The following is a 21,889-nucleotide window of genomic DNA, read 5'->3' as shown; positions in this document are numbered from 1 at the left end:
GAGGGAATCGCCGAGGGATTCGCCGAAGGGTGTACCGCCACTGCCGCCTCCTGGGCTCCGAGAACGCCCAGGAGGGTCCCAGCCCGACCACACGATCGAGCCACGCCCGACCGTGCTGACGGCGAACGGCAGTTGAACGTCGGTCGGCGGGAAGACCTCGGTGTACGACCCGCTCCGGCCGGGGTGACGGACCTCGGATCCGGTCAGCCGGTGCCGGTCAGCCGGTGCCCGGCCCGCGGACCAGGCGCGTACCGTGGGCGGCGGCGTAGTCGGCGGGTCCGCCGTCCAGGACGGCCAGGCCGGTGTGTCCGGCGTGTTCGAGGACGCCGGCGGCGGTCATCGCCCGCATGCCGCGCCCGCAGGCGACCAGCGCGCCCCGCGGGGCTTCGGCGGCGAGCGCGGGCAGCTCGCCGAGCTCGATGTGGGTGGCGCCGGGGACGTGCCCGGCGAGGTACTCGGAGCGCTGGCGGACGTCGAGGTACGGGCGGTCGCCGGAGGCCTGCTCCGCGGTGATGAACTCCGTTGTGGTGACCGGCCGTTCGGCCTCCCGCCAGGCCCGCATGCCACCGGCCAGCCGGCCCGCGAGCCGCTCGTAGCCGATCTTGTACGCCTGCCAGACCAGCTCGCCGAAGTCCTGGCCGGGCCCGGTGACGAAGACCAGCGGCACGGTGTCGGGCAGGAGCCAGCCCAGCCAGGTGGCGAACTGGCCGCGCAGCGGGATGGACAGCGCGCCGGGGAGGTGCCCGGCGGCGTACTCGGCGGTCGGGCGGACGTCCACGGCCCGGGCGCCGTCGGCGAGCAGCCGCCCGACCTCGGCGGGGTCCAGCGGCGGCAGCGCGGGGGTGCCGTCGAGCACTCGCGGCCCGGTGCGGTTACGGGCCGCGAGGCGGGCGAAGTACGCGGGGTGGCTGCCGAGGCTCGCGAGCAGCTCGGTGACGAAGGCGTCCTCGGTGGGCGCGGCGAGCAGCCGGTTCGCCTGCTTCTGCGCGCCGACGGTGGTGGTGCGGTCGACGCCGGACGGGGCGGAGCAGAACGAGCCGGCGCCGTGGGTGGGCCAGACCGGGAGGTGGTCGGGCAGGGTGGCGAGGCGGCGCAGCGAGCGGTACTGGGCGCGGGCCAGCTCCTCGGTGCGCTCGGGGCCGAGCAGGTCGGGGCGGGCGGCGGAGTTCACGATCAGCGAGCCGCCGGTGAAGACGCCCAGCTCGGTGGCGCCGTCCAGGAGCAGGAAGGAGAGGTGCTCGTCGGTGTGGCCGGGGGTGGCCAGCGCGCGCAGGGTCAGCCCGCCGAGGTCCGTCTCGTCGCCGTCGGCGAGCGGGGTGTGCGGGTGGGTGCGGCGCCCGGCGGCGGAGGCGAGGACGGTGGCCCCGTCGTCGTGGCGGAGCTGGACGGAGCCGGAGAGGAAGTCGGCGTGCAGGTGGGTGTCGGCGGCGAAGGCGACGGTCAGGCCGCGCCGCCCGGCGGCGGCCCGCAGGGCGCGCAGGTCCCGGCTGGTGTCGACGGCGAGCGCGCGGCCGTCTCCCAGGTCGAGCAGGTAGGCGCTGTTGCCCAGACCCTCGTCGACCAGCGGCGTCAGGTGTTCGTCGGCGAAGCCCATCGCGGCCCTCCTGTGACGACGGTGCGGCCGGTACCCGGGCGGCAACCCTTGCCCCACCCGGGCGCGGCGACTCCTGCCCTCCACGATATTCCTCGGACATTCCCGGGCAGCCCGCCGGCCCTGCGGCACGAGATCGCCGAGCGCCCACCGGGCCGCCGCGCCGCTTCCGCCGCCGGCACCCTCCGGCACCTCGGAGGGCTCAGCCCGCGGCCACGCCCGGCAGCCCGGTGGCGACCCCGTCCAGGGCGTGCGAGCAGACGCAGTCCCGCGCGGCGGGCAGGCTCTCCAGCGCCTTGAACAGCACCGTGCGCAGCCGGTCGACGTTCCCCGCGAACACCTTCAGCACCTCGGCATGGGTGACGCCCTCACCGCTCTCCACCCCCGCGTCGAGATCGGTGACCAGCGCGAACGACGTGTAGCAGAGACCGAGTTCACGCGCCAGCACGGCCTCCGGGTGGCCGGTCATGCCGACCACCGACCAGCCGTTGGCGGAGTACCAGCGGGACTCGGCGCGGGTGGAGAAGCGCGGCCCCTCGATCACCACCAGGGTGCCGCCGTCCACCGGCTCCCAGGCCGCGTCGCGCGCCCCGTCCAGGGCCGCCCGCCGCCCCGCCGGGCAGTACGGGTCGGCCATCGACACGTGCACCACCTCGGGGACGGAGCCGTCGGGCAGCGGCAGCCCGTCGTAGTAGGTCTGCACCCGCCCGGAGGTCCGGTCGACGAACTGGTCCGGCACCAGCAGCGTGCCCGGCCCGTACTCCGGCCGCAGCCCGCCCACCGCGCACGGCCCGAGCACCTGCCGCACGCCCAGCGAGTGCAGCGCCCACAGGTTCGCCCGGTAGTTGATCCGGTGCGGCGGCAGCCCGTGGCCTCGCCCGTGCCGGGGCAGGAACGCGACCCGGCGCCCGGCCACCTCCCCCACGAACAGCGCGTCGCTCGGCGCCCCGTACGGCGTGTCGACGCGCACCTCGGTCACCTCGTCCAGCAGCGCGTACAGCCCCGAGCCGCCGATCACGCCCAACTCGGCCCTCACGGTGCCCTGATCGATCGTCATCGTTCGTACCCTTCTTCGAGGAACGTCCCGGCCACTGTAGGAGACGGTACGGCCGGATGGCCGCGGGCCGACGGGCTGAACCGGGGCGGCCGGGCGGGTGACTTGCCGGTCGTGTCGGCGGTGGCGCGCCCCACCGGTCGTGCGTCGGTGGGAGGGCGCCGCCTCCGGACGGCGCGTGTCCTGTCCCCGAACATGAGAGCCGCCGATGCCTTCCACCGCCCGTCTCCGCAGCCTCGTCCCCACGGCGCTCTGCGCCCTCGCCGTGGTCCTCGCCGCCCCCGCGGCCCATGCCGCGCCCCCGGGCCGCGACACCGGCTCCGACCCCGGCCGGACGGACGGCGCCCGGCACGACGACGACCGGTACGACTGGGACAGCGTGGCGGCCTGCGAGAGCAGCGGCAACTGGCGCATCAACAGCGGCAACGGCTACTACGGCGGCCTCCAGTTCGACCAGTCCACCTGGCGGGAGAACGGCGGCCTCGCCTACGCCCCGCGCGCCGACCTCGCCACCCGCGACCAGCAGATCGCCGTCGCCCAGCACCTCGCCGGCCGCCGCGGGCTCTCCCCCTGGCCGGTCTGCGGCGCCCGCGCCAACCGTGCCCGCGCCCATGACCACGACGGCGCCCACGACCGCGACAGCGCCCGCGCCCACACCCACACCCACGACCGGGGCGGCGCCCTCCCGCCCCCGGCCGCCGCCCCGGAGCCCGCCGCCCCGCAGGACGGCACCTGGACCGTCCGCGAGGGCGACACCCTCACCGACCTCGCCGAGCGCCTGCGCGTCCCCGGCGGCTGGCCCGCCCTCTACGCCCTCAACCGCACCGTCATCGGGGAGGACCCGGACCTCATCCAGCCCGGCACCGTCCTCGACCTCCCCGCCTGACCCACCCCCCTCCCGACCCGCCTTCCGGTAACGCCGACGGCCCGCCCGCTCACCAGGAGCGGACGGGCCGTACGGCATCGGCCGGCGGATCGGCGGCCGGGGCTCAGCCGACGTGCACGCGCGGGCGGCGCGAGCGGTCCGGCTCGGCCTCGCGCAGCACTTCACGGGTGACCGGCGCGACCTCTCCCTGCCCGAACAGGAAGAACCGCAGGAACTGGGCGAAGGGGTTGCCCTCGGTCCACTCGAAGTAGAGGTGCGGCCGCTGCCCGGTGCGGTCCCGGACGGTGAGCGCCAGCGCGGCGATCGCGTTGGGGATGCTGGAGCTCTCCAGGGTGAGGACGCGGTAGCGCCCGTGCAGGACCTCGCCACGGACGGTCAGCTCGGCCTCGAAGTCGGAGGCGTCGCGGACGGTGACCTCGACGAAGACCAGGTCGTCCTCGCCGGGGATGTCGTTGTCGGCGCGGATCTGGCGGATCTTGTCGCGGTACTCGGCGTTGTCGCGGTTGCTGGGCTCGTTGGCGATCAGCCGCAGCGGACGGTGCGCGTAGTCCCTGATGAAACGTTCCGCCACAGCGTCCAGCTCGACGTTCGTGACGCGCAGCTCGAAGGCCCGGCGCAGCCGGGAGAGCAGCGAGACCAGGATGATGCCGGCGATGAAGCAGGCACCGATCTTCAGGCCGTCCGGCCGCTCCATGCAGTTCAGCACGGTGGTGTAGAGGAAGATCGCCGAGATCACCGCGAACCCGACGGTCCAGCCCCGCTCGCGCTTGCGGTACGCGGCGATGGTCACCGCGATGGCCGCCGAGCTGATCAGCACCAGCACGCCGGTCGCGTACGCGCCGCCCTGGGCGTCCACGTCGGCGTCGAAGATCCAGGTGACCAGGAAGCCGATCAGGGTCAGCACGATCACCATCGGCCGCACCGCGCGCGCCCAGTGCGGAGCCATGCCGTAGCGCGGCAGGTAGCGGGGCAGCAGGTTGAGCATGCCCGCCATCGCGGAGGCGCCGGCGAACCAGAGGATCGCGATGGTGGAGAGGTCGTAGACGCTGCCGAAGGCACCGCCCAGGTACTCGTGCGCCAGGAAGGCCAGGGCGCGGCCGTTGGCGTCGCCGCCGGGCTTGAACTGGTCGGCCGGGATGAGCAGCGTGGTGATGAAGCTGGTGGCGATCAGGAAGCAGCTCATGATCACGGCGGAGGTGGTGAGCAGCTTGCGGGTGCCGCGGATCCGGCCGGCCGGGTTCGCCTCGGTGTCGCCCGGGTCGCCCTGGATGTGCGGCATCACGGCGACGCCGGTCTCGAAGCCGGACAGGCCGAGCGCCAGCTTCGGGAAGGTCACCAGGGCGACGCCGACCATGATGATCGGGTTGCCGTGCTGGGCGGTCAGCGCGTCCGTCCAGTCGGTGACGACGTGCGGCGCCTCGATGATCTTCCAGAGGCCGACGGCCACCACGACCACGTTCAGCGCCAGGTAGACGCCCACCAGCACGACGGCCAGGCCGATCGCCTCGCTGAAGCCCTTGAGGAAGACCGCGCCGAGCAGGGCCACCAGGATCAGCGTGATCAGCACCTGCTTGTCGCCGAGCATGCCGGTCAGGTGCGGGTTCTCCACCAGGTGGGCGCTCGCGTCGGCGGCGGACAGCGTGATGGTGATCAGGAAGTCCGTCGCCGCGAAGCCGAGCAGGGCGAGGACGAACAGCTTGCCCTTCCAGAACGACAGCAGCCGCTCCAGCATCGCGATCGAGCCCTCACCGCGCGGGCTCTCCTTGGCGACGCGGCGGTAGACCGGCAGCGCGCCCAGCAGGGTGACGATCACCAGCACGATGGTGGCGATCGGCGACAGCACGCCCGCCGCGAGGGCGGCGATGCCCGGCTGGTAGCCGAGCGTCGAGAAGTAGTCCAGGCCGGTCAGGCACATCACCCGCCACCAGCGCTGGCCGGCGTGCGCACCGTGCGCGGCGGAGTCCCCCGCCGCCGCGCCCTCCTGCGCCGTGCCCCCGTGCGCGGTGCCCCCGTGCACCGCGCCCTGGTCGCTCTGCGTGTCCGCGTCCGGCGCGGTCTTGGAAGCGGACACGTCCTCCAGCAGCCAGCTGCGGAGCCGTATTCGCACCGACGGCGAACCCTCCGTCGCCGTATCCGTCGAACCCGACGAAACCACCTTGCACCTCTTGATTGAAGACCCCGTGAAAGCGCCGTCGGGCGACGGCAGTGCGCCAGGCTATGCGACGGGCATCAAGGAGGTGTCATCGGGCCGCGTTAAGAAAACGTCATGACCGCGCAGGTCGGAATGGGTGGCACGGTGCGGCGGGTCGAGTGCCGGGGCGCGCCGTGCCGGGTGCCGGGGCGGGGAGCGAGCGTCCCCCGCCCCGGCGTCTCGGTCCGTGGACCGGGGTTACGCCCGGTAACCGAGGACGGTCATCATGCCCGTCTCCGCGTGGTACACGTTGTGGCAGTGCACCATCCACAGCCCTGGGTTGTCTGCGTCGAAGTCGACGGCCAGGGTCGCGCCCGGCAGCACGATCGCGGTGTCCTTGCGCGGGCCGTCGCCCGGCAGCGCGAAGCTGTGCCCGTGCAGGTGGACGGGGTGCCACATGCTCGTGCTGTTGCGGAACTCCAGTCGCACCCGCTCGCCCGCCGCCACCGGGTAGCGCTGCGCCGGGTCGTACGGGCGCCCGTTGAACGCCCAGTCGGCCTTCGCCATGCCGCCGGTGAGCTCCAACTGCACCGTACGGTCAGGAGACTTGGCGGGCAGGCGGACACTCGGGTCGGCCTTGAGCTGCCCGGCGGTGACCAGCTTTCCGTCCAGCTCGGCCGGGCGCACCGAGGCGTCGGGCGCCGCGCCGCCGCCGGTGCGCAGCACGGCCAGCGCGGTGGCGTTCTTGCCCTCGGCGAGCGCGGTCAGCGGGAAGACGCCGTCCTTGGCGGTGACCAGCACGTCGTAGCGCTCGCCCATGCCGAGCAGCAGCGCCTGGGTGGTGGCCGGCTCGACCGGGAAGCCGTCGGTGTGGGTGATCGTCAGCTCGTGGCCGCCGAGGGCGACCCGGTAGGCGGTGTCGCCGCCCGCGTTGATCAGCCGGATCCGGATCCGGTCGCCGGGCTTGGCGGTGAAGGTCTCGGGTGCGGCGGCGAGGCGGCCGTTGACCAGGTGGCAGGGGTGGGCGACGTCGCCCGCGTCGCCGCCGAGCAGGGGGCTCCGCGCGCCCATCAGCATCCGGGAGGGGCCGGCGGCCGCACTCGCCGTGCCGCCCGTGCCCGTCCCGGGCATCCCCGGCATGCCCGACATGTCGTGTCCGGAGTGGCCGGACTGACCGGTTTGGCCGGACTGGCCGGACTGGCCGGAGTGGTCCATCCCGCCCATACCCTTGGCGAGTTCGGCGAGGACGGCGTCCGGGGTGCTGCCGTCGATGCCGTCCACCCAGTCGTCCAGGACGACGACCCACTCCTTGTCGTAGCGCAGCGGCTCCTTCGGGTCCTCGACGATCAGCGGCGCGTACAGGCCTCGGTCCTGCTGCACGCCGGAGTGCGGGTGGAACCAGTAGGTGCCCGGGCGGCTGAGCGCGAAGCGGTGGTCGAAGGAGGCGCCGGCCTTGACGGCGGCCTGGGTCACGCCCGGCACGCCGTCCATGTCGTTGCGCAGGGCGAGTCCGTGCCAGTGCAGCGAGGTGGGCTGCGGCAGGTGGTTGGCGAGGGTGAGGGCGAGCGTGTCGCCGGCGGTGGCGCGGACCTCCTGGCCGGGCAGGCGGTCGCCGTACGCCCAGCTACGGACGGTGCGGCCGCCGAGGTCCAGGGTGGTCTCGGTCGCGGTGAGCGCGACCTTCCGTTCCGGGCCGGGGTTGCGCCCGGCCTCGGCGGCGGCGACCTCGGGGCCGTTCGGGGCGACGAAGCCGGCGGGTCCGGCGGCCGGGCTGCTCGCGCCGCCCGTGGCGCCCGTGGCGCCGTGGTTCATGGAGGAGTGGTCCATGCCCTTCATCGAGTCGGACGAGCAGGCGGCCAGCAGGCCGGTCCCGGCGGCGGCGAGCGCGGCGCCGAGGACGGTACGGCGGGTGGGTGTGCGCATGGCGGAGTGCACCTCGTGCGGTGTGGTGTGGGCGTGCAGGACGTCGCGTCGGCCGTTCCGCGCGCAGGCCCGTCGGGGCACGCAGGCACGGGACGGCGGGCGCGCGCCTACTGACGCAGCACCGAGAGCCGGGTGAGGAGTGTCCGCCCGCCCCCGGGCGGGGGCAGCGCCCGGACGGCACGCAGCAGGCGGGCCCGCACCTCGGCGGCGGCGTCGCCGCTGCGGCGCAGCAGCGGGCCGACGAGGAGCACCAGGGTCCAGCCGGCGAGGACGGCGAGGCAGACCGCCATCGGGTCCATGCCGGCGGCGGAGGCGGGGTCGACGCCCGGCGTGTGCCGCTCGTCGTTCATCAGCTGAAGCTCGGGCTGAAGCTCGGACCGAAGCTCCGGCTGGTGCTCGGCTCCCGCCATGGGCTGTGCCACGGAGTGCCGGTCATGCCCTCCGTGCGCCCCGGATCCTCCCTGCCCGCCGCGCGCCCCGGTCGGGTGTCCGAGGGTGTGCATCGTCACGATACCCAGCAGGAGCGCGGCGAGGAGCAGCAGGCGCAGCCCCCACGGGACGGGGGGCCCGAACGGTCGCGGCGGCTGCGTCATGTTCGCCTCCCCACCGGTCTCGCCCATCCCGTACCCCCGCAGGGTATCCCGAACTGCGACGGCGAGCCGAGCCGGGGTCAACCTCGTTCACCCCCTTGGCAGGTGCAATTTCACATTGCTATGTTACGGCTCACTCGAGGGCGGCCCCAACCCCGCACTGCCCGCCCCCGCCTCCCCCGGCAGTCCCGGCAGTCCCGGGCCGCAACCCATGGCACTGCCGCCTCGCACCGCCCTGCCACTTCCCCCTCCAGGAGATTCGGTGTCAACTTCCCGCGTTGCCAGGCGAGTCCTGCTCGCCTCCGCGATGGCCGTCACCCTCACGCTGCCCACCCTGCAGACCGCCCAGGCCCTCACCCCGACGCCCCCGGCTCCCGCCGCCTCCACCGCCAAGCCCGCCCCCACCGCCTCCACCCCCACCCCCACCCCCACCGCCACCGCCACCGCCACCGACCAGCGCACCGCCTACGACGACGTCGACCACCTCGGCGCCGACACCGCCAAGCCCGGCGCCCCCGCCCCGGCCCCCGGCGGCGGCTCGCTCGGCAACTCGCTCATCCCCGGCCTGCTGCCCGACCACGTCGGCGCACCCGCACCCACCGCCGACCAGTTCAGCGCCACCGCCTCCACCGCCGCGCCCACTACCGCCGCCGGCGTGCCCTGCACCGTCGACGGGCTCACCGGCCTCGGCACCGACCAGCTGGTCGCCTTCCTCACCGATCCGGCGGTCACCGCCGACGGCTGTCTGAACTCCGTCCTCTGGACCTGGGACGCCCGCTTCACCACCACCATGGACAACGCCCACGTCCGGGCGGTCGCCAAGCGGATCACCCAGCTGTCCGCCACCGACGACGGCACCGGCTCCTCGCACGTCTACGAGCTGTGGACGTACCTGCACGCCACCGTCTACCACGCCTTCACCCACCACGAGGTGAACGTCTCCGACCCGGCGACGCTCGCTTCGATCCAGCAGGCGATCACGGCGTACGCGGGCAGCGCGCACGCCTTCGACCGCACCGACCTCGCCGCCAACGTCCTGCGCGAGGCGGCCATCACCGCCGGCGCCGACGGCCTGCGCCAGAACAACCTGGCCCTCGCCCAGCGCATCCTCGGCATGCTCGCCCCCGGCACCACGCTGGCCGACAGCACCGCCTGGGGCAAAGCCGTCCTCCAGGCGCTCAACCTCAACTACCTGGGCATCTACAACCAGGACCCGGCCTTCCTCGCCGCCGTCGCCGCCAACGCCGACTACCGCGCCGCGTTCCGCGCGTACGCCTCCTGGGGCCACCTCAAGGGCACCAAGAACGCCTGGACGGCGCGCGACGCCGTCGCCGAGACCGGCCGCTTCGGGCAGGTCCCCGGCCTGCACGACGCCACCGTCGCCGACCTCGGCGCGCTGATCAACGCCACCAAGGCCTCCTTCGGCGAGTGGTCCGACCCGTGGGCCAAGGCCATCGGCTGGGCCGCGACCTACGGCGTCTGCCAGCAGTACGGGGTCTGCATATCCGACCTGGAGGCCAGGCTCTTCCCCAAGACGTACACCTACGACAACGGCGCCATCGAGGTCCGCACCGCCCTCGACAAGGCCACCGTCGACCAGATGTACTACGCGAGCAAGCAGGTCAAGACGCAGTTCTTCCGCGTCCTCGGCACCGACCAGCCGCTCGCCGGGGACGTCAACTCCACGCTGCACATCCACCTGTACGCCTCGCGCGCAGACTACGAGGTCTACCACCCGATCCTCACCGGCTACACCACCAAGAACGGCGGCATCTACATCGAGCGCGGCGCCACCTTCTACACCTACCAGCGGCGCGTCCCCCAGGACTCCCAGCTCACCCTCGAGGAGCTGTTCCGCCACGAGTACACGCACTACCTCAACGGCCGCTGGGCGGTGCCGGGTTACTTCGGCGACCCGCGCTGGTACGCGGGCGACAAGACGACCGCGATGGACGAGGGCACGGCCGAGTTCTTCGACGGCTCCACCCGCGACCGGGGCATCCTGGTCCGCAAGTCGCTGGTGCGCAAGCTCGCCGCCGACGAGGCCGCCGGCATCCCCCGGATGACCATCGCCCAGGTCCTGCACGCCAGTTACGACGACACCCCGGCCTTCCACTTCTACAACTACGCCGGCACCTTCTTCGAGTTCCTCTGGCAGCAGCACCCCTCGCTGCTGCGCGAGATGTACGGCTACGAGCGCGCCGACGACCCGGCAGGCTTCGACGCCTGGCGCAACCGCCTGGGCGCCGACGCCGCGCTGCAGAAGGAGTACTCCGCCTTCCTCGACGCGCAGATCAAGAACGTCGACAAGCTGTACGTCCCGTCCACCTCCTTCGTCCCCAACGGCTCCCTCGACCTCGCCTGGGCCGACGACGTCCAGGAGGAGTTCGCCGCCGCCACCGGCTCCACGCCCGACTGCAAGGACAACGGCGACTGGGCCAACAAGCCGATGCGCTTCGTCTGCACCGGCCGCATCACCGCCAACCTCTCCGACTCCACCAACCCGGACAAGGTCTTCAAGGACATGTCCGACACCGTGGACTACTTCATCCTCAGCCGCACCAAGGGGGTCGAGGACGCGAACAACCTCAACGACATGAACTGCAGCTTCGGCAAGGTCGACGTCTGGACGGGCGGCAAGGCCGGCACCGCCGACTACACCTGCGAGGGGCCGCTGCGCCGGTAACCCCTCCGTTCCGGCCGACTGCCGGGCGCGGTACGGATCGTGTGCTATCCGCACCGCGCCCGGCTCAGTCCTTCCGGGCCTGCTCGACGGCCGCCGCCAGGTGGTCGCGGAACCAACGATGGCCCGGGTCGGCCGAGTTGCGCGGGTGCCAGGCCATCCCCAGTTCCAGCTGGGCGAGTTCGAGCGGGATCGGGAAGGTGCGCAGCCCCAGCGCGGAGACCGTCTCCGGCAGCCAGTCCGCCAGCCCGAGCGCGACCAGGTCGCTGTCCCGGGCCAGCAGCATCGCGCTGGTGTGGCTGGGTACCACCACCGCCACCCGGCGCCGCAGCCCGCGCTCGGCCAGCGCGGCGTCGATCGGTCCGAGCCGCTTGCCGCGCCGCGAGATGCCGATGTGGTCGACGGCGGCGAAGCGCCGGGCGGTGATCCGTCCCTCGAACAGCGGATGACCGCTGCGGGCCACGCCCACCAGCGGCGCCCGGACCAGCGGCCGGGTGCGGATCTCCGGGTCCAACTGCCCGAGCACGCCCACCTCGACGTCCACCAGCCCCTGCCGCAGCGCCGGCCCGCCCTCCAGCGCCTCCGGCAGGAACACCACGTCGACCTTCGGCGCCTCCGCACGGATCCGCTCGGTCAGCGGACCGGCCACCCGGACCAGCACCACGTCACTGGTCTGCACGGTGAAGGTCCGCTCCAGGTGCACCGGCGCGAAGCCCGCCCCGGGACGCAGCACGTTCTCGCAGCCGCGCAGCAACGCGCCCACCTCCTCCCGGAGTTCGAGCGCCCGCGGGGTCGGCACCATCCCCTGCCCGGCCCGCACCAGCAGTGGATCGCCCACCGCACGGCGCAGCCGGGACAGCGTCCGGCTCATCGCCGCCGGCGAGGTGCCGAGCCGCTCGGCGGCCCGGGTCACACTGTTCTCCTGGAGCAGGGCCTCCAGGGCCCGTAGCAGGTTGAGGTCCATCGGTGGCTCCTGAGCTGCAGTTTTGCACCCGAGTCAACTATCGCGTGCCAATCCTTGCATGGTGTAGCCGCCCCCGGGTGCGCAGAGTGGGAACCGTCAGCACGGAAACCCGCACCAAGGAGCAGCAGTGCCCACCACCTCCCGCGCCCACCTCGCCGGTGACGTCCTCGCCGTCGTCAGCCAGAGCGGCCCGACCATCTCGTTCTTCGACGCCGCCACCGACCGGCTCCTGGACACCCTCGAAATCCTCGCCGAGCCCCACGAGTTGTGCTTCGACCCGACCCGTCGCCTGCTCTGGTGCACCACCGCCTACAACTCCGGCTACTACCACGCCAACGGCGGCCGCCGCACCGAACTGTCCGTCATCGACGCCGACACCCGCCGCATCGTCGAGGTGATCGACCTGGCCCCCGAACACGGCCCGCACGGGCTCGCGTTGGACACCGACCGCAACCGCCTCTACGTCAGCGTCGAGGGCGGCCCGGACCGCCCCGGCGGCGTCGTGGTCATCGACACCGAGACCCGCCGCCCGATCGGCCGGATCGACACCGACGCCCCCGGCCCGCACTGGTTCGCCATCTCCCCGGACGGCCGCACCGGCGTCGCCACCAACAAGGAGGCCGCGTTCGTCTCGATCGTGGGCCTGGAGAAGGGCACCCTGACCGCCAAGGTCGACATCCCCGGCAGCGAGGGCCTCGCCGTCTCCCCCGACGGCACCCTGGCCTACGTCGCCGGGCCCTACCTCGGCTACGCCCAGCTGCCCGAGGCGACCCCCGGCATCCGGGTCATCGACACCCAGTCGGCCTCGGTCGTCGCCACCCTCCCGACCGGATCCGCCGCACTCCCGGTCCACCTGACCTCCACCGGCAAGCTCCTGGCCGGCGAGGTCCGCTCGATCCCCGACTCCGACTCCAAGCTCGGCCGCCAACTCCCCGGCCGCCTCACCGCCTTCTCCGCCGACGACCACCAGTGCCTCGGCTCCGTCGAGATCGGCCTCTTCCCCCTGACCATCACCTCGTCCCCCGACGGCCGCCTCGCCTACGTCTCCTCGGTCGTCTCCTCCACCGTCGACATCGTCGACCTCGACACCCTCGCCCCGGTCTCCCGCCTCACCATCCCCAAGCTCGCCGAGCCCGGCGCCCACGGCCTCGCGTACCTCCCCCGCCCGGCCTGACCCCCCGACTCCCGTGCCCCGGACCAACCCCTGTCCGGCCCGGGGCACGGGCCCGCCCCCACCCGGCGCGATCCCCCAGATGCGCCCCCGGGGGCGGATCATCTGCTGCGTCCTGATCGTCACGATCCCGTTGCCCGCCGTGTCCGGGTATCGGTTCGTCGCCCAGCGCTGGGAGGTCGTCCCGCAGCTGGCCAAGGAGGCCGACCTGCAGGAGACGTACCGGCGGCTGCTGGCGAGGTTGGCCCTGCGAGCGCTGGACGAGGCGTTCTCGGTGACGCCGGTCGGGCTGGTGGGCACGGTCGTCCTCAACGGGCACGTCGCCACGACAGACCCGCCACCGGGCGGGCCGTGCGTCCGTGCGTGGTGACGGACTGTCGGGGGCCGTCGCTCAGCAGGTGAGCTGGGCGTTCGCCCAGTCGGCGTGGTCGTAGGCGTTGCCGTCGCGGCCGTCGGTGACCCGCAGCTCGAGTGTCAGGGCGCCGCCGGTCGCGACCGTCAGGCGGGTCGCGGTGCCGTAGGTCTTGAGTGCGCTGTAGCCGAGCAGCCGGCCGTCGCCGTACACGGCGAACCGCACGCTGCCATGGTTGGCGTGCACCTCGGAGTCGATGCCGACATCGGCCGAGAACTGGCTGCAGGTGCCACCGAGCCACAGGTGGACGGCGGAGTCGGCGTGGGTGCCGAGGCCCTTGGCGTACGTGGTGGAGCCGATCTTCAGGGCGCGCCCGTCCCCGGCGGCCTGTTCTCCGTTGGAGCGGTCGCGCTCGACCGGACCCCAGCCGTTGCCGGACGCGAGCCAGGCGAGGTCGCTCACCTGGTAGGTGCCGGCCGGGCGGACGGCGGCGGTCGTGCCGGCCCGGTGGATCCGGTACATCACCACACCGTGGCCGGGCACGCTCGCCGAGACGGTGCCGGTGCTGGTCGAGTCGGTGCCGGCCCACAGGTCGCGCAGAGTGTAGGTGTCGGAGCCGCCGAGGCCGAGTTCGGCGGCGCTGGTGGTGATGGTCGCGGGGGCGGTGGAACGGTTGAACAGGACGGCCGTCACCGAGCCGTCGGACATCGGCTTCGCCCACACCTGGAGGCCGCCGCCGAGGTCGCGCATCCGGCGGCCCTGGGAGCCGCCCCAGTCCTGGTCGACCGCGAGGACCTCGGGGTTGCTGAGGATCGCCTTGCTGGCCGGGTCCAGGGTGCGCAGGTCGTTGCCGAGGATCAGCGGGCTGTTCAGCAGTGACCAGAGGCTGAAGTGGGCCCGGGACTCAGTGTCGGTCAGACCGCCGTTGCCGACCTCCAGCATGTCCATGTCGTTCCAGGCGTTCGGCCCGGAGTACGGCTCCAGCCCGGCCTGGGCGTCCAGGATGTCGACGACGCCCATCGGCGTGGACTGCGAGCCGTTGGACCAGAAGTTGCCGATGTCCTCGGTGGTGCGCCAGGACGTCCCGCCGGAGGCCGGGCCGTACGTCGACCACGGGGCGTCCTTGCCCCAGCTGCACAGCATGTAGACGATCGGTCGGCCGGTCGCCTTCAGCGCGTCGCCCATCGCCTTGAAGCGGTCCAGGTAGGGCCGGTTGCCGCTGTTGCAGTTGTCGTACTTCAGCAGGTCGATGCCCCAGCCGGCGAACTGCCGTGCGTCGGCCGCCTCGTGGTCGAGGCTGCCCGGGTAGGCGCCCATGCAGGTGGCGGTGCCGGCCGACTCGTAGATGCCGATCTTCAGGCCCTTGGCGTGGACGTAGTCGGCGAGCGCCTTGATGCCGGACGGGAAGCGCACCGGGTCGCCCTGGAGGTCGCCGTTGGCGTCCCGGGTGGTGGCGAGCCAGCAGTCGTCGAGGTTGACGTACTGGTAGCCGGCCCGGTCCAGCCCGTTGGCGACCAAGGCGTCGGCGGTCTCGCGGATCAGGGTCTCGTTGATGTTGCAGCCGAACTTGTTCCAGCTGTTCCAGCCCATCGGCGGGGTCAGCACCGGAGTGACCGGAACCGCCGCCGCGGTCGCGGCCGGGGTCGCGGCCAAGGCCGGCGGCGCCGCGGTGACCGCGGCGAGCAGCAGGGGAAGGGCCGCCAGCACGCGAGTCAGGGGCCGTCGGCGGCGGGCCGGGACGGTTCGTATCGTCGTCACCGCAGGTTCTCGCTTTCTCTTGCTCGGAAGTGGTGATGCGCAGGACCGGCCCCGGTCGACCGCGGGGAGGTGCGGCCGGCCGGGGCCGCTGGAGGTGGTGCGTCAGGCGGGCAGGTTCCACTTCTGGTTGGCGCCGCCGTCGCAGTCCCAGATGTCGAGCTGGGTGCCGTTGGCGGTGTTGAGGGCCGGGTCGTCCAGGCAGCGTCCGGACTGGAGGCCCTTCAGGGTGCCGTCCGGCTGGGGCGACCACTGCTGGTTGGCGCCGCCGTTGCAGTCCCAGAGCTCGACGGGTGAGCCGTTGGCCGTGGCCTGGCCGGTGACGTCCAGGCACTTGCCGTTGTGCGTGAGGTTGCCGCCGTCGAGGGTCCAGACCTGGGAGGAGCCGCCGGTGCAGTCCCACATCTGGACCCGGGCGCCGTTCAGGCTGGAGTCCTGGTCGACGTCCACGCACGTGCCGGCGGCAGCCCCCGAGGTGATGGGGCCGGTGGGCAGGGGGGTGGCGGTGCCCGGGGTGAGGGCGAAGTTGTCGAACTGCTGGGTCCGGTAGCCTCCGGTGCCCAGCCCGAGGCCCGCCAGGCCGGTGGAGAACGAGGCATCGGTGGCCCGGCCGACCTCCTGGCCGCCGACGCTCGCGATCAGGGTCGAGCCCTGCAGGGTGAAGGAGAGGCCGGTCCAGTTGTTCAGGCCGGGGGCCGTGATGGTCCCGGTGGCAAGGGTGGTGAAGTTCCAGCTGGTGTCGCTCTTGAGGATGGACCACGTGCCGGTGTCGGAGAGCCGCAGGTGGTAGGCGTTGAGGCCGTTGTTGTTGTGGCCCTGCTGGCCGATCCGGCCGAGCAGTTCGACCGTCCCGGGCTGCTCGAACAGGACGTCCGAGGCCACGGTGTAGTTCTGCCAGCCGCGCTCACCCATGATCGTGTACGGGGAGTTGAACGGCTCGTCGGTCCAGCGCATCGGCACGGTGGGGGCCATCTGCCGCAGGCAGGTCCCGGTCCGGCCGCCGCCGCAGGCCACCGTCTTGAAGGCGCCGTTCATGTCGGCGAAGTACTTCGGCGAGGTGGTCGCCGCGGGCGTCTCGAAGGTGTCCGCGTACGGGAGCGACAGCGAGCCGGCCGGCGGGGAGACCGCGGTGCCCTTGCCCTGCCCGGTGGTGGTGGTCACGGTGTAGACGTAACCGGGTTGCAGCGTCAGGGAGTAGCGGCCGCCACCGGTGACGGCCGGGTCCGCCTGCTGGACGAACCAGTCACTGCTGCTGTTGGAGCGCACGTTGGTCGCCCACACGTGGACCCGGCCGGTGGGCAGGCCGCCGGTGACGCTGAAGTTCACCGTCTGCGCCGCGGTGGCGTCCATGGTCTCGATGACGGTGGAGTACGCCTTGTTGTCGGCCGACTTCAGGGTCGCGTAGCTGCCGTTGGTGCGCTTGTTGCCGAGGTAGTTGCTGGCGGTGTCGATGTAGTGCCAGCCGGGCTTGGTGAACTGGGTGGTCTGTGCGGTGACCCAGGCGGTCTTGCCGATGGTGTAGTTGCCGGACCACGGCTGGTTGGCGAGCGCCATGCCGTCGGTGGAGAACTCGAGGTTGCCGTAGAGCGCGGCGACGACCGGCCAGTTGACGAAGGCGGTGAACCGGGAGTCGATGTACCCGCGGTTGATGCCGCGGGCCACCGAGCTCGCTCCGTTCTGGTAGTCCTCGGAGCCGTTCTCGCTCGCCCAGATGGGCTTGCCGAGGGTTTGGGCCTTGTCGATCGAGGCGGAGTCCGCGGCAGGCTTGCAGTTGCTGAAGTCGCTGTTGTAGCCGCAGGGGTAGTGCACCCCGACGACGTCGACGGCGTTGCGGAAGGCGGCGTCGTTGGTCATCTGGTCGACGACCCGGTAGCCGAACTGGTCGGGGGCGACGACCTTCACCGAGCCGTAGCCGCCGGCGACGAGCTTGTTCTTCAGGCCCACGTACCACTGGGGGTCGGCGTCGTGCTCGTTCCAGCCGCCGAGGTAGTCGATGGTGAGGTTGTGCTGCCGGGCGCAGCCGAGCCACGAGAGCAGGTAGTCGTGCATCTTCGGGGTGTAGACGGTGTTGCTGATGGTGCTGTTGTCGTTGACCCAGCCGGGTGCGCCCCAGGACAGTGCGGCCAGCTTGATGTCGGGGTTGCGGGCCTTGGCCTGCTCCATCATGGTCCACTCGTAGCCCTGGTTGCAGTCCACGGCGTCGGCGGTGTGCATGTGGCTGGCCTCGGCGCCGTCGGTGGAGTTGGTGTCTCCGCCGATCTCCACCTTGAGGATCTGGAGTGACGCGCCGTAACCCGGCTTGAACAGGTAGTCCAGCACCTGGCTGCGCTGCGGTTCGGGGTAGTCCGCCAGCAGTCGGGAGTTGCCGCCGCCGCCGGAGATCGCTCCGACGCCGTCGAAGACCCGCCCCGGCTTGGTACCGTCGATGGTGATCGTCGTCGAGGCGGCGGCCTGCGCGGGGGTGGTCGCCGCCGCGCCGGTGAGTGTGGCGACCGTCAGGGTGAGGGCGGCGAGCAGGGTGGTGGGTGGGCGTGATCGCCAGGTCATTCCAGCTCCTCGTGGGTGGGGGATCCGTGCGGCTCGGACGGACCGTCCGAGGGTCGTGGGTGTGTGCGGTCGCAGCCGGCGCGTTTTCGTACGGCGCGGTGCGGGCCATCGGGGCGGCGCGGCTCGGGGCCCGAGGGCGGCGGGTCAGGCGGGGAGGCCGACGGCGCGTTCGCCGCTGCGGCGCTGCTGGACGACGACGGCGACGACCAGCAGGGTGCCCTGGGCGACGTTCTGCCAGAAGGAGTTGATGCCTTCGACGGTCAGTCCGTTCTCCAGGCAGCCGAGCAGGGCGACGGCGAGGAGGGTGCCGCCGATGGTGCCCTTGCCGCCCTTGAGGGCGCAGCCGCCGAGGGCGGCGGCAGTGATGGCCTTGAGTTCGAGGCCTTCGCTGCCGGAGGTGGGCTGGCCGGAGCCGGTGCGGGCGGTGAGCAGGATTCCGGCGACGGCGGCGACGATGCCGATCAGGCCGTAGACGGCGACCAGGTATTTGTTGATGTTGATGCCGGCGAGTCGGGCGGCGGTGTCGTTGCCGCCGATCGCGTAGACGTTGCGGCCGATGTCGGTCCGGGTGAGCAGCACGTGCACGGCGACCGCGACGACGATGAGGATCCAGACCATGACCGGCAGTCCGGCGATCTTGCCGCGGCCGAGGAAGACGAACACGTCGTTGTTGAGGACGTAGCCCTGGGCGCGGCCGTCGGAGATGAGCTGGGCGAGGCCCTTGTACGCGGCGAGCCCGGCCAGGGTGGCGATGGTGGGGTTGACCCGGCCGTAGACGATGATCGCGCCGTTGAGCAGGCCGATCAGCAGGCCGAGGCCGATCGCGGCGGCCATGCCGGCGAAGGCGTTGGAGCCGGTCGAGGTGAAGGCCATCGCGGAGACCACGGAGGCGACGCCGGCCTGGGAGCCGACGGAGATGTCGAGGCCGCCGCAGATGATGACGACGGTCTGGACGACGGCGAGCAGGCCGGTGATGGTGGCGGCCTCGGCGATGACCTGCATGTTGTTCAGGCTGAGGTAGTTGTCGTTCAGCACGCCGAAGAGCGTGAGAACCAGGACGAGTGCGCCGATCAGGCTGAGGTTCTGGCCGCCGATGGTGGCGAGGGCCGTGGAGGGGGACACGACGGTGCGCCGGGCGGGTTCCTGCGCGGTCGTCGGCGGCTTGGTGGTGGTGCTCATGACGGTGCTCCAGCAGAAGTCGCGCCGACGATGTCGTCGGCCATGGCGAGGGCGAGGATGGCCTCCTCGGTGGCGTTCTGGTGGCTCAGCTCGCCGGTGACCCGGCCGTTCTGCATCACCACGACCCGATCGGCCAGGCCGAGGAGTTCGGGCAGTTCGGAGGAGATGACCAGCAGGGCGACGCCCTGTTCGGCGAGGTCGGCGATGATCTGGTAGATCTCGGCCTTGGCGCCGATGTCGATGCCGCGGGTGGGCTCGTCGAGGATCAGGACCTTGGGCTTGCGGGCGAGCCAGCGGGCGAGGACGACCTTCTGCTGGTTGCCGCCGGAGAGCTTGCGGACCTCCTGCTCGATCGAAGGGGTGCGGACCCGCAGCCGGTCCGCGTACTCCTGGGCGAGTTCGCGCTCGGCGGCGCGCCGGACGAAGCGCAGTCGGCGCAGCCGTTCCAGGCTGACCAGCGAGGTGTTGTCGCGGATCGAGCGGTGCAGGAACAGCGCCTGGGCCTTGCGCTCCTCGGGGGCGAGGCCGAGGCCGGCCTTGATCACCGCACCGGGGTTGCCGGAGGGCAGCGGCTGCCCGTCCAGGGTGACGGTGCCGGAGCGGACGGGGAGGTCGCCGGCGAGGGCGAGGGCGAGTTCGGAGCGGCCGGCGCCGATCAGGCCGGCCAGCCCGACCACCTCCCCGGCGTGGATCCGCAGGCTGACGTCGCGGACGTCGTCGGTGGTCACCCGGTCCACGTCCAGGACCAGCCGGTCGGTGGCGGTGCGGCGGCGGGAGAACAGCGCGGACAGGTCGCGGCCGACCATCAGCCGGACGACTTCGCTCTCGGTGGTGGACGAGGCGTCCTGAACGCCCGCCAGCTCGCCGTCGCGGAGCACCGCGATCCGGTCGGCGAGTTGGAAGATCTCCTGCATTCGGTGGGAGACGTAGATGACGGCGACGCCGTCGTCGCGCAGACGGCGGATCAGCCGGAACAGGGCGTCGACCTCGTGGTCCGACAGCGAGGAGGTGGGTTCGTCGAAGGCGATCACCTTGGCCTCGCCGGTGAGCGCCCGCATGATCTCCACCAACTGCCGCTGCGCGGGCGTCAGTTCCGAGCCGAGCAGGTCGGGGTCGAGGACGTCGGCGAAGCCGAGCCGGTCAAGGTCTGCGGTGATCCGGCGGCGCAGTTCGGCGCGGTCGAGGCGGCGGCCGGCCCGGCGGGGCAGGGTGCCGGCGTAGACGTTCTCGGCGACCGAGACGTGCGGGATGATCTCCGGCTCCTGCGGGATGATCCGGATGCCGGCGGCCCGGGCGTCGGCGGGCGAGGCGAGGTCGAGCCGCCGGCCGTCGAGGGTCACCTGGCCCTCGGTCGGCTGGTGGTCGCCGGTGAGGATCTTCAGCAGGGTGGACTTGCCGGCGCCGTTCTCCCCCATCAGGGCGGTGATCCGGCCGGCGGGGAAGTCGAGGGTGACCCCGCCGAGGGCCTGTACCGGGCCGAAGCGCTTGGTCAGGCCGTGCACGGCGGCGCCCTCGTCGGTGGCGCCTGGGGGGCGGGGGTCGGGAGTCGAGCGGCGTGCTGTGCTCATGGCGGGGTCACCTCGGGTGGGGTCGTGTCACTGGGACCTACGGCTGGCTGACGGTCAGTTGCAGCTGACTCCGGCCGACTTCCACGTGGTGGCGTCGACCATCTTGGTCGGGGCGAAGGCCTCGGCGGGGAAGTCCTTGCCGTTCTTCAGCCGGTCGTACATGGTCTGGACGGCCAGCGCGCCGACGTCCTTGCCGTTGATGAACAGGGCGGCCTTCATGCCGGACGGCTTGTCGCCACCCCAGTCCTTGCAGGCGAGGTACGCGCCGAGGCCGACGCCGATGACGTTGTCCGCACTGATGCCGGCGTTCTCCAGGGCGGTGACGCCGCCCTGGACGTTCTCGTCGTTGCAGCCCCAGACCACCCAGTGCTTCACGCCCGGGTTGGCGGTGACGGTCGCGGCGATCTTGTCCTGGGCACCGGTGGGGGTGTTGTCGGTGGCGACGTCGATGTTCTGCACACCGGGAACGGCGGCGCCGAAGGTCTCCTTGGCGGCCTTGACGCGGTCTCCGCAGACCGTGACGTCCTGCTTCCAGGCGGAGATGATCCGGGTGTCGGCCGGGTTCCAGCCCGCCTTCTTGAAGTCCTCGGCGGCGCGCTTGCCGACCTCGCCGCCCATCTGCGCGCCGGAGAAGCCGATCCGCGGGATGAGCTTGGCCTTGTCGCAGGCGGCCGGGTCAGGACCGGTCGCGCAGATCTGGTCGTCCGAGGTGAGCAGGGCGATCTTGGCGTCCTTGGCGGCCTGCACGACCTGCGGGCCGACCGCCGGGTCCGGGACGACGACGATGATGCCGTTGGTCTTCTGGGCGATCGCGGACTGCACTTCGCTGACGGTCTTGTTCGCGTCGTTGCCGAGGTTCACGACCTTGAGGCCGATGCCGAGTTCGGCGGCCTTGGCCTTGGCGCCGGCCGCCTCGCCGACGAAGTACTCCTGGTCGCCCTGCTTCTGCAGGTAGGTGATCGAGATCTTGCCGGACACCGGGGCGACCGACCCCTCGGCGGAGGTGGACTCCTGGCCGGTGGAACAGGCCGAGGTCGCCAGGCCGAGGGCCAGCAGTGCGGCGGTGGCGGCCAGGCGGCCGGAGGGGATCCTGGACATGGGAGTGCTCCTTGGGGCCCTGCGCCGCGACGGCACGGGGTGTGGGAATGGGGTGGGATTGGGGTTGGTGTGGCCGGTCTCGCGGCTTCAGGGCTCCACGAGACCGGCCGGCATCAGGACGGCGGGTGCCGTACTACGGGGTCGTGGTCCACTGCTGGCTGGTCCGGCCTGTGGTGCAGGTCCACTGGACGGCGAGGGCCCCGTCTGCGGTCGAACTGCCGCTGATGTCGAGGCACTTGCCGCTGTTGGCGGACACCAGCCGTACCGTTGCGCCGCCGGCCAGCGGAACGAGCGTCCACTCCTGGTTGGCCTTGCCGCTGCCGCAGGTCCACTGCAGGACCTGCGCGCCGTCGGCGGTCGAACTGCCGCTGACGTCGAGGCACTTGCCGCTGTTGGC

The 21,889-nt window shown here is 72.3% G+C and carries 16 protein-coding genes; 4 read left to right on the top strand and 12 right to left on the bottom strand.

Annotated features, from left to right (window positions below):
* Positions 1-217: 217 nt before the first annotated feature.
* Positions 218-1,594 (bottom strand): MBL fold metallo-hydrolase, encoded by a 1,377-nt coding sequence (locus ACZ3TI_RS12240; RefSeq protein ID WP_465726121.1) that lies wholly within the window; start codon positions 1,592-1,594, stop codon positions 218-220.
* 199 nt (positions 1,595-1,793) lie between these two features.
* Complete coding sequence (locus tag ACZ3TI_RS12235; RefSeq protein WP_465726120.1) at positions 1,794-2,648, bottom strand: S-methyl-5'-thioadenosine phosphorylase; 855 nt, start codon at positions 2,646-2,648, stop codon at positions 1,794-1,796.
* A 205-nt stretch (positions 2,649-2,853) separates the two neighbouring features.
* Here ACZ3TI_RS12235 and ACZ3TI_RS12230 point away from each other — a divergent pair, with 205 nt between their 5' ends.
* Positions 2,854-3,531 (top strand): transglycosylase family protein, encoded by a 678-nt coding sequence (locus ACZ3TI_RS12230; protein WP_465726119.1) that lies wholly within the window; start codon positions 2,854-2,856, stop codon positions 3,529-3,531.
* A gap of 103 nt (positions 3,532-3,634) precedes the next feature.
* On the opposite strand, the gene ACZ3TI_RS12225 is transcribed toward ACZ3TI_RS12230, so the two are convergent.
* The 3 genes from ACZ3TI_RS12225 to ACZ3TI_RS12215 all read right to left on the bottom strand — a co-directional run bounded on the left by ACZ3TI_RS12225 (position 3,635) and on the right by ACZ3TI_RS12215 (position 8,178).
* Positions 3,635-5,638, bottom strand: a complete 2,004-nt coding sequence (locus ACZ3TI_RS12225; RefSeq protein WP_465726118.1) for an APC family permease — start codon at positions 5,636-5,638, stop codon at positions 3,635-3,637.
* A 282-nt stretch (positions 5,639-5,920) separates the two neighbouring features.
* Positions 5,921-7,585, bottom strand: coding sequence for a multicopper oxidase family protein (locus tag ACZ3TI_RS12220; RefSeq protein WP_465726117.1), 1,665 nt, complete (start codon positions 7,583-7,585; stop codon positions 5,921-5,923).
* Positions 7,586-7,692: 107 nt separating this feature from the next.
* Positions 7,693-8,178 (bottom strand): hypothetical protein, encoded by a 486-nt coding sequence (locus ACZ3TI_RS12215; protein WP_465726116.1) that lies wholly within the window; start codon positions 8,176-8,178, stop codon positions 7,693-7,695.
* Between the two features lie 259 nt (positions 8,179-8,437).
* On the opposite strand from ACZ3TI_RS12215, the gene ACZ3TI_RS12210 reads away from it, so the two are divergent.
* Complete coding sequence (locus ACZ3TI_RS12210; protein ID WP_465726115.1) at positions 8,438-10,861, top strand: collagenase; 2,424 nt, start codon at positions 8,438-8,440, stop codon at positions 10,859-10,861.
* Between the two features lie 64 nt (positions 10,862-10,925).
* Here ACZ3TI_RS12210 and ACZ3TI_RS12205 read toward each other — a convergent pair whose 3' ends face one another.
* A complete protein-coding gene (locus ACZ3TI_RS12205; RefSeq protein ID WP_465726114.1) occupies positions 10,926-11,822 on the bottom strand; it encodes a LysR family transcriptional regulator in 897 nt (298 codons plus the stop codon).
* 127 nt (positions 11,823-11,949) lie between these two features.
* Between ACZ3TI_RS12205 and ACZ3TI_RS12200 the strand changes: the two genes are divergently transcribed.
* Positions 11,950-12,996 carry a YncE family protein gene (locus tag ACZ3TI_RS12200; protein WP_465726113.1) on the top strand — a complete coding sequence of 349 codons (1,047 nt, stop codon included), beginning with the start codon at positions 11,950-11,952 and terminating at the stop codon, positions 12,994-12,996.
* 79 nt (positions 12,997-13,075) lie between these two features.
* Positions 13,076-13,363 (top strand): hypothetical protein, encoded by a 288-nt coding sequence (locus ACZ3TI_RS12195; RefSeq protein WP_465726112.1) that lies wholly within the window; start codon positions 13,076-13,078, stop codon positions 13,361-13,363.
* 21 nt (positions 13,364-13,384) lie between these two features.
* Here ACZ3TI_RS12195 and ACZ3TI_RS12190 read toward each other — a convergent pair whose 3' ends face one another.
* The 6 genes from ACZ3TI_RS12190 to ACZ3TI_RS12165 all read right to left on the bottom strand — a co-directional run.
* A complete protein-coding gene (locus tag ACZ3TI_RS12190; RefSeq protein WP_465726111.1) occupies positions 13,385-15,052 on the bottom strand; it encodes an NPCBM/NEW2 domain-containing protein in 1,668 nt (555 codons plus the stop codon).
* Positions 15,053-15,205: 153 nt separating this feature from the next.
* Positions 15,206-17,647: a ricin-type beta-trefoil lectin domain protein gene (locus tag ACZ3TI_RS12185; RefSeq protein ID WP_465726110.1), complete on the bottom strand. Its 2,442-nt coding sequence runs from the start codon at positions 17,645-17,647 to the stop codon at positions 15,206-15,208.
* A gap of 144 nt (positions 17,648-17,791) precedes the next feature.
* Positions 17,792-18,826 carry an ABC transporter permease gene (locus tag ACZ3TI_RS12180; protein ID WP_465726109.1) on the bottom strand — a complete coding sequence of 345 codons (1,035 nt, stop codon included), beginning with the start codon at positions 18,824-18,826 and terminating at the stop codon, positions 17,792-17,794.
* Positions 18,823-20,394, bottom strand: a complete 1,572-nt coding sequence (locus ACZ3TI_RS12175; RefSeq protein ID WP_465726108.1) for a sugar ABC transporter ATP-binding protein — start codon at positions 20,392-20,394, stop codon at positions 18,823-18,825. The genes ACZ3TI_RS12180 and ACZ3TI_RS12175 overlap by 4 nt, the downstream gene beginning before the upstream one ends.
* A gap of 54 nt (positions 20,395-20,448) precedes the next feature.
* A complete protein-coding gene (locus ACZ3TI_RS12170; RefSeq protein ID WP_465726107.1) occupies positions 20,449-21,492 on the bottom strand; it encodes a substrate-binding domain-containing protein in 1,044 nt (347 codons plus the stop codon).
* 133 nt (positions 21,493-21,625) lie between these two features.
* A partial coding sequence (locus ACZ3TI_RS12165; RefSeq protein WP_465726106.1) for an RICIN domain-containing protein occupies positions 21,626-21,889 on the bottom strand: 264 nt, incomplete at its 5' end.

The sequence above is a fragment of the Kitasatospora sp. NPDC023120 genome (genome assembly GCF_055560835.1).
The sequence above is the reverse complement of the archived record's forward strand: the minus strand, read 5'-3'. Positions and strand labels throughout refer to the sequence as shown.

Coding starts and splice junctions, on each gene's coding strand:
- ACZ3TI_RS12240 (WP_465726121.1), bottom strand. CDS start 1,594: ATGGGCTTCGCCGACGAACACCTGACGCCGCTGGTCGACGAGGGTCTG.
- ACZ3TI_RS12235 (WP_465726120.1), bottom strand. CDS start 2,648: ATGACGATCGATCAGGGCACCGTGAGGGCCGAGTTGGGCGTGATCGGC.
- ACZ3TI_RS12230 (WP_465726119.1), top strand. CDS start 2,854: ATGCCTTCCACCGCCCGTCTCCGCAGCCTCGTCCCCACGGCGCTCTGC.
- ACZ3TI_RS12220 (WP_465726117.1), bottom strand. CDS start 7,585: ATGCGCACACCCACCCGCCGTACCGTCCTCGGCGCCGCGCTCGCCGCC.
- ACZ3TI_RS12215 (WP_465726116.1), bottom strand. CDS start 8,178: ATGACGCAGCCGCCGCGACCGTTCGGGCCCCCCGTCCCGTGGGGGCTG.
- ACZ3TI_RS12205 (WP_465726114.1), bottom strand. CDS start 11,822: ATGGACCTCAACCTGCTACGGGCCCTGGAGGCCCTGCTCCAGGAGAAC.
- ACZ3TI_RS12195 (WP_465726112.1), top strand. CDS start 13,076: ATGCGCCCCCGGGGGCGGATCATCTGCTGCGTCCTGATCGTCACGATC.
- ACZ3TI_RS12185 (WP_465726110.1), bottom strand. CDS start 17,647: ATGACCTGGCGATCACGCCCACCCACCACCCTGCTCGCCGCCCTCACC.
- ACZ3TI_RS12180 (WP_465726109.1), bottom strand. CDS start 18,826: ATGAGCACCACCACCAAGCCGCCGACGACCGCGCAGGAACCCGCCCGG.
- ACZ3TI_RS12175 (WP_465726108.1), bottom strand. CDS start 20,394: ATGAGCACAGCACGCCGCTCGACTCCCGACCCCCGCCCCCCAGGCGCC.
- ACZ3TI_RS12170 (WP_465726107.1), bottom strand. CDS start 21,492: ATGTCCAGGATCCCCTCCGGCCGCCTGGCCGCCACCGCCGCACTGCTG.